Genomic DNA, 17,384 nt, shown 5'->3' on the forward strand with positions numbered 1-17,384 from the left:
CGCGCTCAGTGCGCCAGGAGCGCTGCCGCCTCTTCTCGGGACAGCGCTGTGTGCTGCGCCACCGCGTCGGCGACGGGGATGCCGGTGCGAAGCGCGTACTGAGCCGCATGGGCGGCCGCCTCGTAGCCGATGGACGGCACCAGGGCCGTCACCGTTCCGACGGACGAAGCGACGTAGCGCGCGAGCACGGTGTCGTCGGCCTCGATGCCCTCCACGCAGAACCGGCGCAGCGCCGAGACGCCGTTGGTCACCCAGCTCAGTGACTGCAGGAGCGAGTGCGCCATGATCGGCTCGAAGGCGTTCAGCTGCAGCTGACCGCCTTCGGCGGCGACGCCGATCGTCACATCGGCGCCCATGACCGCGAAAGCAATCTGGTTCATGACCTCGGGGATCACCGGGTTCACCTTGCCCGGCATGATCGACGACCCGGCTTGCCGGGCCGGAAGGCGGATCTCACCCAGTCCCGCCTGCGGGCCGCTGGCGAGCAGCCGCAGATCGTTGCTGATCTTCGACAGCTTGATCGCGCAGCGTCGGAGCACCGCGGACGACTGCACGAAGGCGCTGGCGTCCCAGCTCGCTTCGAAGAGGTGCGCCGCCGGGGTCACCGGGAGGCCGGCACGCTCGCGGAGCCGTTCGAGAGCGATATCGCGATAGCCGGCCGGAGCGGTCACTCCGGTTCCCACGGCGGTCCCGCCCAGGCTGCACTCCAGCAGCAGCGGCACCGTGTCGCCGATGCGCGCCACGTCCTCGCGGATGGCGACGGCGAACGCGGCGAACTCGTCGCCGAGCGTCATGGGCACGGCATCCTGCAGTTGAGTGCGGCCGATCTTGACGATCGAGCTGAACGCGACGCTTCGCTCCTCGAACGCCGCGGCGAGCTCCTCCAGCGCCGGCATGAGCCGCAGCAGGCCTTTCGCCACGGCGATCCTGACCGCGGTCGGGTAGACGTCGTTCGTCGATTGGCTCCGGTTCACATCGTTGATGGGGTGAACCACGTCGTAGCGGCCGCGCGGCAGCCCCAGGTGCTCCAGGGCGGCGTTGGCGATCACCTCGTTGGCGTTCATATTGGTGCTGGTGCCCGCGCCGCCCTGCAGCACGTCGACGCAGAACTGGTCACGCAGGTCACCGCCCCGCACCCTCCGGCAGGCCGCGGCGATGGCCTCCGCGACTCCCGCGGGCAGCAGCCCGAGCTCGTGGTTGGCGGCTGCAGCAGCATCCTTCACGGTGACGAGCGCGTCGATGAGGTCGGGATGCTGCGAGATCGGCGTGCTGCTGATCGTGAAGTTCTCGCGCGCCCGGGCCGTGTGGATGCCCCAGTATGCGTCGACAGGCACCGCCAGCTCGCCGAGCGAATCACGCTCAAGTCGGGTTTCGAGGCGGTTCATGTGTTGATGCAGACGACCTTGGGCTGGGTCATCTCCTCGTACGCGAATCGCACGCCCTCGCGACCCATGCTGCCGTACTTCGAGCCGCCGAACGGCATGCTGTCCACGCGGTAGTCGGAGGAGTCGTTGATCATCACGCCGCCGGCGTCGAGCTGCTCCGACACGCGCAGCGCACGTGTGATGTCGCGGGTGAAGGCGGCGGCGTGCAGCGCATAGTCGACATCGTTCGCCTGCGCGATCGCCTGCTCCTCGGTCTCGAACGGCGACAGCGCGACCACCGGCGCGAACGCCTCGTCAGCCCACAGTTCGCATGAGAACGGCACTCCCTCGACGACGGTCGGCCAATACACGCCCCCCTCTCGACGGTGCCCCGCGAGCACGCGCGCTCCCGCCGTGACGGCATCCTCCACGAGCCGCTCAGCGGCCTCGGCGGACGCGATGGAGATCATCGGGCCGACATCGGTGGTTTCGTCTCGTGGGTCGCCGGCCTTCAGTGCGATGGTCTGCGCCGCGAAGCGGTCGCGGAACTCCTCGTACACCTCGCTCTGCACGAGGATGCGCTGCGCGCCCACGCAGTTCTGCCCGGCAGCCCAGAACGCGCCCGACACACACGCCTCGACCGCGGCGGGAATGTCGGCGTCCGAGAACACGATGACCGGAGCGTTGCCACCCAGTTCCATCGCGAGCTTCTTCAGACCGGCGTCGCGGGCGATCGCCTCGCCCGTCGCGAACCCTCCGGTGAACGAGATCATGCGCACCTCGCGGGCTGAGATGAGCGCCTGCGCCAGTTCACGGTCGCCGTGCACCACGGTGATGATCTCATCGGGCAGGCCCGCGTCGATGAGCAGGTCGACCAGGAACCGCGCGGTGAGCGGGGTCAGCTGCGACGGCTTGAGCACGACTGCGTTGCCGCCGGCGACGGCCGGCCCCAGCTTGTGCGCGACGAGGTTCAGCGCGTCGTTGTAGGGGGTGATGGCGACGATGATGCCGAGCGGCTCGCGGGTGAACCACCCGCGGCGGTTCTCGGACCCCTGGAACGCATCGAAGGGGACGACCTCTCCGGCATCGGAGCGGGCCGCGTCGGCCGACAGGGAGAGCGTCATGACCGCGCGAGACACCTCTTTTCGCGCCTGCCGGACGGTTTTTCCCGTCTCGCGCACGATCAGGTCGGCGGCGGTCTCGGCGCGCTCGCGCAGCAGCGCAGACGCCCGCTGGAGAATCTCGTGCCGCGAGAACCGCGACAACGACCGCGACAGCTGGAACCCGGTGCGAGCACGCTGCAGAATCTGCTCGAGCTGGGCCGGACCGGTCTGCGGGACGGCGCCGATCAGCTCGCCATCGAACGGATTCGTGACGATCAAGTCGGGGTATCCGACGGTGATGGCCTGCGTGTCCGCCACGATGCTCACCGGCCGGCCCCGACGCGAGCCCGCTGGTGCGCGTCGATCGCGATGATGTCGGACAGCAGGGCGTAGGCGGTCTCGATGCGCCCCGCACCAGGACCCGAGACGGTCACGGTGCCGAGCAGATCGGTGTCGAATGAGACCGCGTTCGTCGGGCCGCTGACGCTGGCGAGCGGGTGTGTCAGCGGCAGCGCCACCGGCTCGACCTTGGCTGTGACCGTTCCGGCGGCGTTGCGGAACGCCGACCCGATCAGCTTGTAGCGCTTGCCGTTCGCAGCGGCTTCGATGATGTCGGCGGCGGAGACCTCGGAGATCCCCCGCCGGGTCACGTCGGCCGTGGTGATGTCGGCACCGAGGATCTCGTTCGCGAGGATCACGACCTTCAGCTGCACGTCGGAGCCTTCGACGTCGGCCGTCGGATCGGCTTCCGCGTAACCGAGCGCCTGAGCCTCCGCCACCGCGGCGTCCAGCGTCATGCCAGACTCCATCTGACCGAGCACGTAGTTGCTGGTGCCGTTCAGGATGCCTTCGACCGCGTTGATCCGCAGACCCTGGAGCGTCTCGGAAGCGAACCTCAGGATGGGCGTGCCGCTGACCACCGAGCCCTCGTACTGGAACGTGACGCCGTTCGCGGCCGCGAGACGGTTCAGCTCGAGCCCGGCCAGCGCGACCGGGCCCTTGTTCGTCGTGGTCACGCTCTTGCCGGTCTCGAGCGCGGCGCGCACATGCGAGATCCCCGGCTCCCCGTCGGTGGGGTTGGTGAAGGTGGCTTCGACCACGATGTCGGCCGTGCTGTTGCGGATCACGTAGTCGTTCTGCGGCGCCGCCGTTCCCCCCGGGCGGCCGACGAAGGTCTCGCCGTCGCGCATGGCGAACACGTCGGCCAGGTCGATGCCGTCGGCCTGCATCAGCGATCCCAGGCGGAGGTCGGTGATGGCCACGACACGCAGAGCGAAGCCGAGGTCGGTGGCGAGTTCGTCGCCACGGTCGAGGATGATCTGCGCCAGCGCACGGTTCACGCCGCCGAAACCGATCAACGCAATGTCATGACGGTCCACGTCGAGCTCCTTCAAGAGAATCGGGAAGAGGTTCGACTCAGCATCCCCAGCGGTCGCGTCAGCCCGCGCCTGTCGGATCGCTCGCACAGGATGCCAAACTGACCACCGCGAAGAAGGTCTGCCCGAATCGGTCTTGCACGCCGCGAATTCCCTCGGATGCCTTGTGCACCGCCCCCGTGCCCCGTAATCTGCCCGACACGCGCGTCGTGCATCATAGACACATGGTTGTGATGATGTAGCACGGCGACATCCCAACACCGACTCCCGACTCGAATGCGAGAAGTCATGAGCCCGCTGCCCGAACAGAGTGCGCTTCCGAACGCACTGCCACACACCACCGCGACACAGGTGCCGCTGCGACGACTGCAGCGCTCGATGGACGCCCGACACCTGATCATGATCGCCCTCGGCGGGGTGATCGGCTCCGGACTCTTCTTGAGTTCGGGCTACACCATCAGCCAGGCCGGCCCGCTGGGCGCGATCATCGCCTACCTCATCGGCGCATTCGTGGTCTGGCTGGTGATGGCCTGCCTCGGCGAACTGGCGCTGGCCTATCCCGTCTCGGGTGCGTTCCACATCTACGCGGCACGGTCGATCGGTCCCGCCACCGGCTTCACCACCGCGTGGCTGTACTGGCTGTGCTGGGTCGTCGCCCTCGGATCGGAGTTCACAGCATCCGGCATTCTGATGCAGCGCTGGTTCCCCGGCGTCGACGTCTGGGTGTGGTGCCTGATCTTCGCTCTTGGACTGTTCACCATCAATGCGATCTCGGCACGGGTCTTCGGCGAGACCGAGTTCTGGTTCTCGCTGATCAAAGTGGTCGCGATCGTCGCGCTCATCGTGTTCGGCGGCATGGCGATCTTCGGCTTCACACCGCTCTCGGCCGAACACCCCGCCGGCCCGCTGTTCAGCAACTTCGTCACCCCGGACGGCCTCTTCCCCAACGGCGTCGCCGGCGTCGTCGTCACCGCCCTCGCCGTCTTCTACGCATTCAGCGGTTCGGAGCTGATCGGCGTCGCCGCCGGTGAGACCAAAGACCCGGGCAAGAACATCCCGAAGGCCATCCGGTCGACGGTCCTGCGACTGCTGATCCTGTTCGTGGGGTCGATCACGGTCATCGCCGCGCTTCTGCCGTACGAGGATGCCGGCCTGACCAGCAGCCCGTTCGTGGACGTGTTCGAGTACGTCGGAATCCCCTACGCCGCCGACATCATGAACTTCGTCATCATCACCGCATTGCTGTCTGCCGGCAACAGCGGCCTGTTCTCCTGCGCCCGGATGCTCTTCTCCCTCGCGGAGGAAGGACACGCGCCGCGGGTGCTGCAGCGCCTCACCCGCCGGGGGATCCCGCTCGTCGCTCTCACCGTCAGCCTCGGGCTGGGTCTGGTGTCGCTGATCTCCAGCGTGATCGCGCCGCAGACGGTGTACCTGGTGCTGGTGTCGATCGCGGGTTTCGCCGTCGTCGCCGTGTGGATGTCGATCGTGGCGTCGCAGTTCTTCCACCGCCGCCGGTTCGTGCGCGAAGGCGGCGACATCACGACGCTGCCGTACCGCACACCGCTGTACCCGGTGCTGCCCATCCTGGCGTTCGTGCTTCTGTCGATCTCGCTGGTGGCGATCGCGTTCGACCCGAACCAGGTCGCCGCCCTGTACTTCGGAGTTCCGTTCGTGGGGCTGTGCTACCTGTACTTCTGGTGGCGCTACGGACGCCGTGGCGCGCGCCCGGTCGTCGCCGTGTCGGAGGAAGCTCCCGTCGACCTGGCCGACGACCCCGTCGCCGAAGAGCCCCTCCGTCAGCCCCGCGGGTAGACCGCACCGACCAGGCCTCCGCCACGCATGACCACCACGAGTCCCGTCTGGGTCGAGATCGACGCCGGCGCCATCGCCCACAACGTCGATGTCGTTCGAAGCGAGGTCGGCATGACGACGCGGCTCTGCGGGGTGGTGAAGGCGGATGCCTATGGCCACGGCATCCCGGTCGTCCTGCCGATCCTGATGGCGGCTGGTATCGACACGATCGGGATCACCTCCAACCAGGAGGCCGAGCAGGCACGCCGGCTGGGATTCTCGGGACGCATCATCCGCCTCCGCGCCGCACTGCGCGACGAGATCCAGGAGGGTGGCCGGCTCGATATCGAAGAGTGGGTGGGCGGCGGCGATCACGCGCGTGTCGTGATCGCCGCCGCCCGCGCGCTCGGGCGTCCTGTCCACGTCCATCTCTCCCTCAACTCCACGGGCCTCAGTCGAGATGGAATGGACTGGGGCGACCCTCGGTCGCAGCCTCACCTGCGACGCGTCGCCGCGAGCCCTGAGCTCGCCGTCGTCGGAATCTGCTCGCACTTCCCCTGCGAAGACGCCGACGATGTGCGCGCCGGCGCCCTCACCTTTCAGAATCAGGCCGGCGCGGCCGAGCGGGTGCTGGGTGCTCCGCGCGGCCGATTCGAGAAGCACTGCGCCACCTCGTACGCGGCGCTGACCATCCCCGACTCGCGCATGGACATGGTCCGAATCGGTGCCGCGCTCTACGGCGACACGTCAGCCGCGGTCCCGGTATTGCGTCCGGCTATGAGGCTGATGTCGCGCATCGCGGCGATCAACCCGTACCCGGCGGGCAGCACGGTCGGATACGACAGGGCCGCGCGCATCGATCGCGCCAGCCGGCTGGCCGTCGTACCCGTCGGCTACGCCGACGGGTACCCGCGCACGCTGGGCGGCCGGGCGCACGTTCTCGTCCACGGCGCCTTCGCACCGGTGATCGATCGGCTGGCCATGAACAGTCTGGTGATCGACGTGACCCAGGTGCCGTCGGCTCAGGTCGGCGACGAGGTGGTACTTTACGGGCGGCAGGGATCCGCACAGATCCGTTCCGCCGACATCGAACGGGCAAGCGGAACCATCGCCGCCGGCTCGTACACTGCGTGGGGTCGGCTGAATCCGCGCGTCGTCGTCGACGTGCCGGCTTCCGAAGCGGTTCCCACCGGGTGACCGGCCCCTCGTCCATCGGCCCAGAAAGCACCCCCGATCATGAGCGCCCCGTCCTCACTCCTCCAGGGTCTCGCGCTGCTTGACGCGGCGGTGGCGCAGGAGCGCTCGGGACGGCAAGGGCACAACGCCTCACGCCTCGCCGAGACCACCGGCATCGAGCGCAGTCGCGTCTCGCGCCTCACACGCGAGCTGCGAGAACTGGGCTACCTCGATCGCGACAACGCTGCGGTGCTCAAGGCGGGCGACGGCTACTTCCGCGCCGCCGGGGCCCTGAGCCGGCCGTGGCTCCGAGCGGCGCGTGAGAGTCTGCGCGTGCTCGCCTCCACGTTCGGGGTTTCGGCGCAACTGGTCGCCGCCGAGGGGCCGGGCGCGATCCTGCTCCGTTCCGAGAAGGGCCCGGGCGTCTCCGCGGATTACCTGCGCCCCGGCATCCTAACCCCCATCTGGTGCACCGGACCCGGCAGGGCCCTCCTTTGGGACCACACGCGCGATGACCTCGAAGCGCTCCTCGCCGACGTGCAATTCGTCGGCGTCGGTGGTCCCGGCGCGGCTAGATCGATCGATCAGCTCCATCAGCTGCTCGAGCGGGACCGCAAGCTCGGCATTGTGGATGCGCACGAGGAATACGTCGAAGGCGTGCGGGACTTTGCGCTGCCGATCCGCGATCAGCGCGGCATCGTGGTGTCCATCGGCATCAGCATCGGCGGGCTCTCGGAGCGCCGTGCACGAGAAGCCCAGACTGCGCTTCGCGACGCCTGCGCACGGCTGAGCCGGCTCATCCAGGAGTCGTGAGCAGCCCGCTCCGGGTCACTCGCCCCGAGCCTCGCCCGCGCCGAGCACCGCCGACAGACGCTGTGCAGCGTCCACACACGCCGCTCCCAGAGCCTCCGACCTCGGCTCCAGGCGATGCCGTTCTCCCACGATCTGCAGGCCGGCGATGACTTCGCCCCGGAAGTCCCACACCGGCGCCGACACCGAGTACAGGCCCGGCTCGGCCTCCTCCGCCACGATCGCGTAGCCCCTGGCCCGCGACTGCTTCAGGCGCTCCAGGAACTCATCGACGGAAGCGGCGGCGTCGGGACCGGCGCTGCGGAAGCTCGTGCGGCTGAACACGCCGCGAACCTCCTCATCGGAGGCATCCCACAACACCGCCTGACCCGCGTCACTGCAGAACGCCGGATACGCGCGCCCGACCCACGAACCGATCAGGCGTGCGGCTGGCGGCACGCTCTCGACGATCGTGACCGTCGCATCACCCTCGAGGACTCCGAGGAAGCACGCCTCCCCCACGTCCGCTGAAAGCTCGTCGAGAATCGTGAGGCCCTCGCTGCGCAGACGCCTTTCGACCAGCTGCTCCGCCGAGGCGTACCAGCCCCATGCCAGTCGGTAGCGACCGTCGGGACCTCGCGAGACCAGCCGCTCCTCCGCCAGCGCGGCAAGGGTGCGGGAGACCTGCGACCGGTCGCGCTGCAGCGCTCGCGCAATGGCCTGCACGGATACGCCCTGCCCGCTCGCCGCGGACATTTCAGCTACGCAGGACACCACGTCCATCCCGCGGCCCATACTGGTCCGCTCGGGAGCGACCTCGTCACGCAGAGTCACAAGGAGAGGATATCGAGGGGGGCGGTTGCGGCTCTGCTCGCCAGGCGGGCGGTGGTCACACCAGATCCATGTCGTCGAGGACGAATCGCGACGGCACCCGACTGACGCGCGATGACCCGCCGCCGTACAATCACGACAGGCGCGACGGCGCGCCGACTCTCACGTGGGAAGTGACGTCCATGTCGACGACGGGGCGAACGATCGCGGTGCTCGGCGCCACGGGCCGCCAAGGCGGTCAGGTTGCGCGCCACCTGCTCGCGGATGGCTGGACCGTCCGCGCAATCACCCGCACACCCGGCGGGAAGAAAGCGTCTGAGCTGAGGCGTCTGGGAGCGCACATCGTCCGCGCCGACCTCGAGGATCCGGCGTCGCTCGACGCAGCATTCGCCCGCGCCTACGGCGTGTACAGCGTCCAGTTGCCGCGCTCCGGGGCCATCGAGGTCGAGATCAGCCAGGGCCGCAACGTCGGCGAGGCCGCTGCGAGTGCTGGTGTCGAGCACGTCGTCTACGGCTCGGCCGGACTCGATGACCAGAAGCGGGGCATCGAGCAGTGGGACGCCAAGATCGAGATCGCGCAGGGGTTCCGCCGGCTCGGCCTTCCGCTGACCGTCCTGCGACCGATGGCCTTCATGGAGCTCATGACGGACGCCGCGTACTTTCCGCAGAGCTCGACCTGGTACACGATGCCGAAGCTCTTGGGCGACGACTACCGCGTCACGTGGATCAGTGTGCGTGACGTCGGGGCCATCGCCGCGAAGGCCTTCGCCGATCCGGAGCGCTTCGTCGGGCGGAGCCTGAACCTCGTGGCGGATGTCAGATCCCTCTCGGAGTGCAGAAAGATCTACCGCGAAGTGCGCGGGCGGAAGCCGCCGCGCTTCCCCATGCCGTTGTTCCTCTTCCGCCGATTCGTCGGCGACGACCTGATCACCATGTGGCGCTGGCTGCACGACAACCCGTTGCGTGCGGATCCCGCCGAGACGCGCGAGATCCTCCCCGAGGCGATGGACGTGCGCACCTGGCTGGCTGCGACGAGCTGAGGCATCCGTCCCCCGCACCATCGTGCCGTGGCCGAGGCTGGGTGCCGCGCGCGGAGGCAGAGGCATGATGAACGGATGCTGCGCGACCTGAGTCACCCGATCCACGACGGCATGATGGTCTACCCCGGCGACCCGGCGGTCGCCATCCGGCCGGCCCTCACGCTCTCGCACGACGGAGTCGCCGTCGCGCACCTCGACCTGGGCTCGCACACCGGCACCCACGTGGACGCGCCGGCGCACACCGTGCCGGGCGGCCGGACGATGGCCGACGTCGCGCTCGACGAGCTGGTCGCGGACGCGCTGCTGATCCGGGTCCGCGGCGTCGGCGACGGCGAGCGCTACGGGTGGGATGCCTTGACCGCAGACGGTGCGCTCCCCGAGACGCTGCCCGCGATCATCGTCATCGACACCGGCTGGGCGCAGTGGTTCGGGACGGATCGGGGGCTGCGGCATCCGTCACTGGATCCGTCCGCCGCACGAGAGCTGATGACGCGAGGGATGCGAGTGCTCGCGGTCGACACGCTGAGCCCCGACCCCACCGGGTCGGACGGCGGCTTTCCGGTGCACGACGTCGTGCTCAGCGGCGATGGGCTCATCGTCGAGAACGTGTGCGGGCTCGACGGTCTCCCCGCGCGGGTGCGGGTCGGGTTCTTCCCGCTACGGCTCGCCGGAGACGGCGCACCCGTGCGGGCAGTCGCGTTCGTCGACTGAGCACGCAACCCTCACCGTGTAGGCCGCGCCTCGACGCGCGTTCATCGGCGCACGACGTCCCCGGAACCCGACACGCGCAGGTCGGTACTCGGGTCACCGGAGTACGACACCTGCCCGCTGCCCGAAAGGTCAACGGCGAGGCTCTCGCTCGCCGAGATGTCCACCTCACCCGATCCCGAAAGGGTGACGACGGCATCCCGCGCCTCGAGCTGTTCGGCGTCGACCGCGCCGCTCCCCTCCACGTCGACGGAGAGCTCGACGGCCGAGCCCGACAGCACGACGTCACCCGAGCCGGAGATCCGCACCTCGACGCGATCGGCATCCAGCCCTGACCAGTCGACGTCGCCCGAGCCATCAAGGTCCAGCTGCACGGTGCCGTCCCTCGACACCGTCGCCTCGACATCGCCGGAGCCGTTCAACTCGATCAGCTCGAGCCGCGGCAGAGTCAATTCGTACCGCACGTCGCTGAACCCCATCGTGAGGCCGGGCTCGGCGGCCAGCACGAGGGCGTCGCCGTCCACCTCGGACGTGAGACGCTCGATCACCCCCTCCGGCGCGTGCACGGTGAGTGACGGCTCCCCCTCCGACACGACGACATCACCGGAGGTGTCGAGCACCACCTGCGACACGTCGCCGATGTCCCGCTCCTCGGAGGTCATCGGCCCGACCGGGATCATCAGCGAGCACCCCGAGAGCGCGAGCGCGGACGCGGCGGTCACGAGAGCGACGCCGAGGGTGCGGCATCCGATTCTGTTCATCGCAGCTCGTTCCCTTCGTCGGCGACGAGTGCGCCGCCACACAGTCAAGCCATCGGCCGCCACCCGCCATGGGCCGAAGGTCCCCCGGCGGGCACCCGGGCGGTCAGCCGAGCGCGACGAAGCGAGCGGTCGCTCCGCGGAACGCCCGCGCCGGGCCGGCGTCCGCGGCACCCGCAGCACCGCCCCCGCCGGGCGGCCGCTCGGAGCCCCGATCGACGAGCCGGCGATGCACGACCGGACGGTCGCCGCGCGGATGCAGGATCCTGCCCGCGCGAGCGAGAACCCGGGCGGGAAGGGTCGTCATCGCAGCTTCTCCGTGATGAACCCCGGCGGCTCGAGCCATCGGCGGGAGGGATGGGATGGCGACGGGCTTGCGGTTACGCGGCTTCGGCATGGCTCTGACATTCGATGCAGGCGGCTGCGTACGGCAGTACTTCGAGCCGCGCGGGCGCGATCTGCCGTCCGCACCGGGTGCAGCGGCCGTACGTGCCCTGGGTGATCCGATTCAGCGCCGCGGTGATCAGCTCGACGACCGCGCGGTGGGATGCCGCCGTCTGGTAGGCGACGGGGTCGACGCTCGGAAGCGCGAAAGGCTCGAGCTCCGCAAGGACGGCGAGCCGCTCCTCGAGCTGCCGCTCCAGCTCGCGCTGGAGGCTGGCAATGGGGACGGACTCGGTGGCTTCGATGGACATCTGTGCTCCTCTGGGTACAAAAAAAGCGCCGCAGGTGCGACGCGCAGGGTGTCCGGTTCGGACCGATCGAAGGGACCGGTGCTACGGGGGCGCGACGCGACGGGTGGACTGCACGCGCAGTCCATCCGCGCCGCTCCGCCGGGGCGGCAGCACCTCGTGACGGGCGCCGGCGATGTCGGCCACTGCCGTCACCACGGAGGCGTCGGTGGGACGCTCCATGCGGTGCGGGCGGGCCATCGTGGTCATGGCCATCACCATAGCCCGGTTCCAGAAAAAGGCAAGTCAGCGGATTTTTCTGTCGCGAGTCGCACGAGTTGACTTTCCTGGGAAGACGGCTATGGTCAGGGGTTCACCCGCCAGCCGACCAGGGGAAGCGAGTCGTCATGTCAGACAGATCACCGCGAGCACGCGGCGCGAAGAAGGTCGCGCAGTCGTCGCTGAAGGAGAAGCGCGCCGAGAAGCGCGCGAGCGCCGAGTCACGGGCGTTCATCAAGCCACGCAAGGGCGCGTCCGGTTGACGAACGGCGCGGGCTCCTCGTCGTGAGGAGCCCGCGGCACCGCCCGGACCCGCCGCGCCGCCTACCGGGCGTCGCGGCGCTCCGCCATGGCGAGGGCGATCTGCGCGCGGACGGCCGGGACCCGCTCCACGGGCACCGCGTGCTCCAGGCGGCGCAGCACATCGAGCAGCACGTCGATGACATGCACGTTGCCGCGCGCGCTCTCGCGGATCTGATCGAACGACGCCGCGACGAAGTCGTCCCAGCAGGGACGGGCCACGATGATCCGGATGCCGCCACCCGGCGCCGTGCGCACCGGCGACGGGAACGCGCGCTGCCCGAGTCTCCCCAGCAGGTCGCCGAGGTAGTACAGCGCATGCTCGGCCGTGGTGGGGTCGTTGATCCCGGGTGAGAGCGCTCGGAGCGCGATGTCGACCAGCTGCCGCACGTCGAAGAGCAGATCCTGCTCGGCAGAGCGGGTCGCGTCGATCACGACGGCCTTGCGGATCGCGCGCGTCGTCTCCGCGGCATCCGCCGGCGCACCGGCGACGGTCGCGAGCAGGTCGTCGTGCGCGACGAACGCTCCCACAGCAACCCGGATGCGCACGCGCGTGACTCCCTCGAGCTCAGCATTCAGGAGCGCCGCATCGTCGATCGACCGGACGAACCCGGTCTCGGTGGACCGGATCTCCCAGCCCTCCCCCGCCGCGTCCTCGGCCGCATCCCCCGCCGCCGCATCCTCTACCGCCGCTGGCTCGCCGACCATCGAGGGATAGAGGTGGTCCAGTCGTTCGAGCATCTCGTCGTGGATCTGCCGCTCGACGAGGTCGACCTGCAGCATCTGCGAGATGTGGTGGATGAACAGGATCAGCAGGCCCACGCACACGATCGCCAGCGCGATGGCGACCGAGACCGAGAGGGCGGGGACGAACCCGGACGCGCCCTCCTCGGGGCTGCGCACCTCCCGCAGCACTATCAGCGAGTAGACGAAGGTGCCGATGTAGGCGCCGAGCACGATCTGGTTGACGCGATCCCCCGTGAACCGGCGCATGACGCGAGGCGAGAACTGCGACGATGCCTGCTGCAGCGCGATCACCGTCAGCGAGAACGCGATGGAGATGACCGTGATGAGCGAACCGGCGATGGTCGACAGGACGCTGCGCGCGGCATCCGCCGTTCCGCCGAACAGCCACGGGACCGACGAGTGATCCAGGCCGCTCAGGCGGGCGTCGACACCGGTCAGAACGCCCGCGAGGACGAGGGCTGCCGCCACCGCGAGAGACGGGACGAACCAGAAGCTGCTCGAGATGTTCCGCCAGAGGTTCTGGAGCCGCCCGGTTCTCACGCTGTGCCCTCCGCTACGCGTCGTCGTGTGAGGAGGCTACTTCGATCGCTCGGAGTGCCGCAGTGGCTTGACAGGGCTCGCTTCCACTGCGGACCCCGCGCTCGCCGCCATCGCCTCCGACTCCGCAGCATCCCCGCCGTCGCCTACCCCACCCCGCGCGCCGACACGACCCGACTCCAGGCGGATGACGACATCCGCCGCGTCGATCACCGCGTCATCGTGACTGACGCACACCACGGCGACGCCGCGATCCGCCTCCGCTCTCATCGCCCGCACGATCCGCTCCGCACTGTCGACGTCGAGGGCACTCGTGGGTTCGTCGAGCAGCAGCGTGTCGGCCCCTCGCGCCAACCCCTGCGCGAGGAGGGTCCGCTGCTGCTGGCCGCCGGACAGCGCCCCGAAGGCCGCTCGCTGCAGGCTGGTGAGCTCAAGTCGCTCGAGGGCGGCATCCACCGCTTCCCGCACCGCGCGATCGAGCCGGCGCCACGCGCCGACGCGGCCCCAGGCTCCCACGCTGACCACATCTCGGACGGTGAGCGGCAGGGTCGGAGCGATGGCCGTCCGCTGCGGCACGAAGGCGCGTGACGCGGCGAGGATCTCGACGCTGCCGGCGCGCGGTGCGATCGTTCCGGCCAGCACCTCGAGCAGCGTCGACTTGCCCGCTCCGTTCGGGCCGGCGATCACCGTCAGCGCGCCCGCGGCCACCTCGACGTCGACGCCGAGCAGGGCGGGAGACCCGGCGTAGTCCACGCAGACCCCACGCAAGGACAGAGCCGCGACGGACGAGTTACGAAGGAACACCACGTCAGCCTAGCCGATTTTGAGAATCATTCTCATTAACGCTACCGTCGTCGCTCGTGCCCCTCATCACCGACTCATTCGCGCTGGAGTTCGTCCAGCGTGCCCTCGTGGGCGGCAGCCTCGTGGCCGTGCTGTGCGGCGTCGTCGGCACCTGGGTCGTGGCCCGCGGCATGGCGTTCCTCGGCGAGGCGCTCGGCCATGGCATGCTCCCCGGCGTCGCCGTGGCGACCCTGCTCGGGGCGCCCGTGCTCCTCGGCGCCGCCGTCAGCGCGGTCGCGATGAGCCTCGGGATCGGAGCGCTGCAGCGGCGCGGCCGGCTCTCGTACGACACCAGCATCGGCATGCTCTTCGTGGCCATGCTCGCTGCCGGCGTGATCGTCGTCTCGCACTCGGCGAGCTTCGCGACGGATGCCACGGCCATCCTCTTCGGCGACATCCTGGCGATCTCAGCCGACGACCTCACGGTCCTCGCGTGGGCGACCGGGATCGGCGTCGTGGTCGCCGCCGCCGCTCACCGCTCACTCGTGGCGCTGGCGATCGACGCGCGCGTCGCGGCCGTGCTCGGGCTCCGGCCGAGACTCGCCCAGGCGACGCTGGTCGGCCTGGTCACGCTCGCCATCGTCTCGTCGTACCAGGCCGTGGGCTCGCTGCTCGTGGTGGGCCTGCTCATCGCGCCGGCGGTCGCCGCCGGTCATTGGACCCGCCGGCTGCCGTCCGCAATGGTCCTCGCGTGCGTCTTCGGCGTCGGCGCCGTCGTGCTCGGCCTGCTGCTGTCGTGGCACGCGGGCACCGCCGCCGGCGCCTCCATCGCCCTGACCGCGATCCTCCTCGCGGCCGCGTCGTGGGCCGGGCGCGGCCTCCACGACCGCACGCAAGCCGCCCAGGTGACGTACGCGTGACGCCCAGCCCGGTGGTCGCCCAGCCCGCCACCACCCCACGAAGGAACGAAGACCCCGTGCCCCACCGCTCCCGCCTCGCCGCGCGCACCGCGACGCTCACCTTCACCGCACTCGTCCTCACCGGCTGCGCCGGCACCGGCGCCGGCGTGCCCGCCGCGAGTCCGGCATCCAGCGATCACGGTGCCGTCGACCGCGCGACCGAGGTGAGCGAGCCGCCGCTCGCCCTGGTGACGATCGACCCGGACGGCCTCGTGCGTCAGCTCGACCTGCTCGACGAGACCGTGGCCGAGCTCGGCGAGGTGGCGTCCTCATCTCGGGCGAGCACCGACGGCCGCTACGTCTTCGCCGACAGCGGCGAGGGCGTCGCGGTCATCGACAGCGGCCGGTGGACCTGGGACCACGTCGACCACTTCCACTACTACCTCGCCGAACCGGCGATGCTCGGCGAGGTGCCGGGCCGAGGACCGGCCACCGTGGCGACGACCCTGTCGTCCACCACCGGCAGCACCGGCGTCTTCTTCGCCGGCAGCGGTGAAGCGGTGCTCCTCGATACCGCGGCGATGTCGCGGGGCCAGCTCGTCGAGCGCTTCCGCCTCGAGACCGAGCCGCACGACGGCATGATCGTGCCGATCGGGTCGTACGCGCTCGTGACACAGCCGCAGGGCGGGGTCGCGGCATCCGTCACGGTCCTCGATGAGGACGGGGTGCCCGGCGCCACCGCCGACTGCACCCAGGCGCGGGGCACCGTCACGACGCGGGTCGGCGCGGTCATCGGATGCGCCGACGGTGCGCTGCTCGCGACCCTCGTCGAGGATCAGGTGCAGCTCGAGCGGATCCCGTATCCCGAGGTGTCGACCGCTCCCCCGGCCACGACGCTCGCGGGACGCGGCGGCCGCCCCACCGTCGCGGGGACCGCGGGAGACCGGGAGATCTGGCTGCTGGACACCCGCGAGCGCAGCTGGACTCTGCTCCCCGTCGATCGGCCGATCGTGCAGGCGACGGCGATCGACGATGAGGCGCAGCACGTGCTCGCGCTCGGCGCGGACGGGCGGGTGCTCGTGATCGACGGTGCGACCGGGGCGCTGCTGTCGCAGACGGAACCGCTGGTCGCGGAATCGCTCGCGACGGATGCCGCCCACCCGACGCTCATCGCCGACCAGCCCCGCGCGTACCTGAACGGGCCCGCGGAGCACGTCGTGTACGAGATCGACTACGCCGACGCCGCCCGCATCTCGAGGACGTTCGAGACGCCGACGTCGCCCGCCCTGCTCGCGGAGACCGGCCGATGACCCGCCGGCGCGCCGGAGTGCTCGCCGCCCTGCTGAGCGCTGCGGTCGCGGCATCCGCCCTCTCCGCCTGCACGCCGACGGCCGACGATCGCCCGCTCGTCGTGGTGTCGACGAACATCCTCGGTGACGTCGTGGGCGAGCTCGCGGGCGACGACGTCGAGGTGATGACGCTCATGAGGCCGGATGCCGACCCGCATTCGTTCGAGATCTCGGCACAGGATGCCGCGCGCCTGCGCACCGCCGACCTGCTGGTGTCGAACGGCCTGGGCCTGGAAGAGGGGCTGCAGCAGCACCTCGACGCCGCCGCGGCCGAAGGGGTCGACAGGTTCGTCGCCGGCGAGTCGATCGACGTGCTCGACTACGCCACCGGCGACGCCGCGGGCACCCCCGACCCGCATTTCTGGACCGACCCGGCCCGCATGATCGACGTGGTGGAGGCGCTGGGCCCGCGCCTGTCGGAACTCCCGGGGGTGGATGACGCCGCGGTCGACGCGCACGTCGACGCCTATCTCGCGGAGCTCCGGCAGCTCGACGACGACATGTCGGCGGCGTTCGAGACGATTCCCGCCCCGCGCCGTGCGCTCGTCACGAACCACCACGTGTTCGGGTATCTCTCGGACCGCTTCGGGTTCCGCGTCGTGGGCGCCGCGATCCCGGGCGGCACGACACTCGCCGCGCCGAGCGCGTCCGACCTCGCCGACCTCGTGTCGGCGATCGAGGAGAACGACGTGGCCGCCGTGTTCGCCGAGTCGTCCTCGCCCGACCGCCTGATGCACGCCCTCGCGCAGGAGACCGACCTGCACGTCGAAGTCATCGAGCTGTACACCGAGTCGCTCACCGCCGAGGGCGGCGGTGCCGAGGACTACCTGACCATGATGCGCGAGAACACGCAGCGCATCGTCACCGGGCTCGCGCAATGAGC

At 70.0% G+C, this 17,384-nt stretch carries 19 protein-coding genes; 9 read left to right on the forward strand and 10 right to left on the reverse strand.

The features are described 5' to 3' along the window. Positions 1-5 precede the first annotated feature (5 nt). Genes ACZBH1_RS02800 through ACZBH1_RS02810 form a run of 3 tightly spaced genes read right to left on the reverse strand, consistent with a single transcriptional unit; the run spans position 6 to position 3,846 of the window. Entirely contained in the window at positions 6-1,385 is a 1,380-nt protein-coding gene (locus ACZBH1_RS02800; protein WP_463645438.1) for an aspartate ammonia-lyase, read from the reverse strand. Then, positions 1,382-2,794 carry an aldehyde dehydrogenase family protein gene (locus ACZBH1_RS02805; protein WP_463645439.1) on the reverse strand — a complete coding sequence of 471 codons (1,413 nt, stop codon included), beginning with the start codon at positions 2,792-2,794 and terminating at the stop codon, positions 1,382-1,384. The genes ACZBH1_RS02800 and ACZBH1_RS02805 overlap by 4 nt, the downstream gene beginning before the upstream one ends. Then, complete coding sequence (locus tag ACZBH1_RS02810) at positions 2,791-3,846, reverse strand: homoserine dehydrogenase (RefSeq protein WP_463645440.1); 1,056 nt, start codon at positions 3,844-3,846, stop codon at positions 2,791-2,793. The genes ACZBH1_RS02805 and ACZBH1_RS02810 overlap by 4 nt, the downstream gene beginning before the upstream one ends. A gap of 285 nt (positions 3,847-4,131) precedes the next feature. Between ACZBH1_RS02810 and ACZBH1_RS02815 the strand changes: the two genes are divergently transcribed. The 3 genes from ACZBH1_RS02815 to ACZBH1_RS02825 all read left to right on the forward strand — a co-directional run bounded on the left by ACZBH1_RS02815 (position 4,132) and on the right by ACZBH1_RS02825 (position 7,623). Beyond that, positions 4,132-5,655 (forward strand): amino acid permease, encoded by a 1,524-nt coding sequence (locus ACZBH1_RS02815; RefSeq protein ID WP_463645441.1) that lies wholly within the window; start codon positions 4,132-4,134, stop codon positions 5,653-5,655. Positions 5,656-5,682: 27 nt separating this feature from the next. Then, the gene (gene alr, locus ACZBH1_RS02820) at positions 5,683-6,831 is read left to right on the forward strand and encodes an alanine racemase (RefSeq protein ID WP_463645442.1); all 1,149 of its coding nucleotides are present in this window, start codon (positions 5,683-5,685) and stop codon (positions 6,829-6,831) included. Positions 6,832-6,921: 90 nt separating this feature from the next. Continuing rightward, positions 6,922-7,623, forward strand: coding sequence for an IclR family transcriptional regulator (locus tag ACZBH1_RS02825; RefSeq protein ID WP_463645443.1), 702 nt, complete (start codon positions 6,922-6,924; stop codon positions 7,621-7,623). Positions 7,624-7,638: 15 nt separating this feature from the next. On the opposite strand, the gene ACZBH1_RS02830 is transcribed toward ACZBH1_RS02825, so the two are convergent. Then, positions 7,639-8,394, reverse strand: coding sequence for an IclR family transcriptional regulator (locus ACZBH1_RS02830; RefSeq protein WP_463646650.1), 756 nt, complete (start codon positions 8,392-8,394; stop codon positions 7,639-7,641). A gap of 218 nt (positions 8,395-8,612) precedes the next feature. On the opposite strand from ACZBH1_RS02830, the gene ACZBH1_RS02835 reads away from it, so the two are divergent. Beyond that, positions 8,613-9,470, forward strand: a complete 858-nt coding sequence (locus tag ACZBH1_RS02835; protein ID WP_463645444.1) for an NmrA/HSCARG family protein — start codon at positions 8,613-8,615, stop codon at positions 9,468-9,470. A gap of 75 nt (positions 9,471-9,545) precedes the next feature. Continuing rightward, on the forward strand, positions 9,546-10,181 hold the full coding sequence (locus ACZBH1_RS02840; RefSeq protein ID WP_463645445.1) for a cyclase family protein: 636 nt from the start codon (positions 9,546-9,548) through the stop codon (positions 10,179-10,181). Between the two features lie 41 nt (positions 10,182-10,222). Here ACZBH1_RS02840 and ACZBH1_RS02845 read toward each other — a convergent pair whose 3' ends face one another. The 4 genes from ACZBH1_RS02845 to ACZBH1_RS02860 all read right to left on the reverse strand — a co-directional run bounded on the left by ACZBH1_RS02845 (position 10,223) and on the right by ACZBH1_RS02860 (position 11,877). Beyond that, positions 10,223-10,939 (reverse strand): head GIN domain-containing protein, encoded by a 717-nt coding sequence (locus ACZBH1_RS02845; protein WP_463645446.1) that lies wholly within the window; start codon positions 10,937-10,939, stop codon positions 10,223-10,225. A 103-nt stretch (positions 10,940-11,042) separates the two neighbouring features. Then, the gene (locus ACZBH1_RS02850) at positions 11,043-11,243 is read right to left on the reverse strand and encodes a hypothetical protein (protein WP_463645447.1); all 201 of its coding nucleotides are present in this window, start codon (positions 11,241-11,243) and stop codon (positions 11,043-11,045) included. A 73-nt stretch (positions 11,244-11,316) separates the two neighbouring features. Beyond that, positions 11,317-11,631 carry a TraR/DksA family transcriptional regulator gene (locus ACZBH1_RS02855; RefSeq protein ID WP_463645448.1) on the reverse strand — a complete coding sequence of 105 codons (315 nt, stop codon included), beginning with the start codon at positions 11,629-11,631 and terminating at the stop codon, positions 11,317-11,319. 81 nt (positions 11,632-11,712) lie between these two features. Beyond that, positions 11,713-11,877 carry a hypothetical protein gene (locus ACZBH1_RS02860; RefSeq protein WP_336398216.1) on the reverse strand — a complete coding sequence of 55 codons (165 nt, stop codon included), beginning with the start codon at positions 11,875-11,877 and terminating at the stop codon, positions 11,713-11,715. A 137-nt stretch (positions 11,878-12,014) separates the two neighbouring features. Here ACZBH1_RS02860 and ACZBH1_RS02865 point away from each other — a divergent pair, with 137 nt between their 5' ends. Further along, entirely contained in the window at positions 12,015-12,149 is a 135-nt protein-coding gene (locus tag ACZBH1_RS02865) for a hypothetical protein (RefSeq protein ID WP_452325459.1), read from the forward strand. 61 nt (positions 12,150-12,210) lie between these two features. Here ACZBH1_RS02865 and ACZBH1_RS02870 read toward each other — a convergent pair whose 3' ends face one another. Beyond that, complete coding sequence (locus tag ACZBH1_RS02870; protein ID WP_463645449.1) at positions 12,211-13,473, reverse strand: DUF2254 domain-containing protein; 1,263 nt, start codon at positions 13,471-13,473, stop codon at positions 12,211-12,213. 36 nt (positions 13,474-13,509) lie between these two features. Next, entirely contained in the window at positions 13,510-14,223 is a 714-nt protein-coding gene (gene aztA / locus ACZBH1_RS02875) for a zinc ABC transporter ATP-binding protein AztA (RefSeq protein ID WP_463645450.1), read from the reverse strand. Positions 14,224-14,330: 107 nt separating this feature from the next. On the opposite strand from aztA, the gene aztB reads away from it, so the two are divergent. From aztB to aztC, 3 genes are read left to right on the forward strand one after another with little or no spacing between them, the layout of a single operon-like run. Then, on the forward strand, positions 14,331-15,173 hold the full coding sequence (aztB, locus tag ACZBH1_RS02880; RefSeq protein WP_463645451.1) for a zinc ABC transporter permease AztB: 843 nt from the start codon (positions 14,331-14,333) through the stop codon (positions 15,171-15,173). 56 nt (positions 15,174-15,229) lie between these two features. Then, positions 15,230-16,462 (forward strand): ABC transporter, encoded by a 1,233-nt coding sequence (locus ACZBH1_RS02885; RefSeq protein WP_463645452.1) that lies wholly within the window; start codon positions 15,230-15,232, stop codon positions 16,460-16,462. Continuing rightward, a complete protein-coding gene (gene aztC, locus ACZBH1_RS02890) occupies positions 16,459-17,382 on the forward strand; it encodes a zinc ABC transporter substrate-binding protein AztC (RefSeq protein WP_463645453.1) in 924 nt (307 codons plus the stop codon). Before ACZBH1_RS02885 ends, aztC begins: the two co-directional genes overlap by 4 nt. Positions 17,383-17,384 lie beyond the last annotated feature (2 nt).

It is taken from the genome of Microbacterium sp. ZXT2-5 (assembly GCF_055329545.1).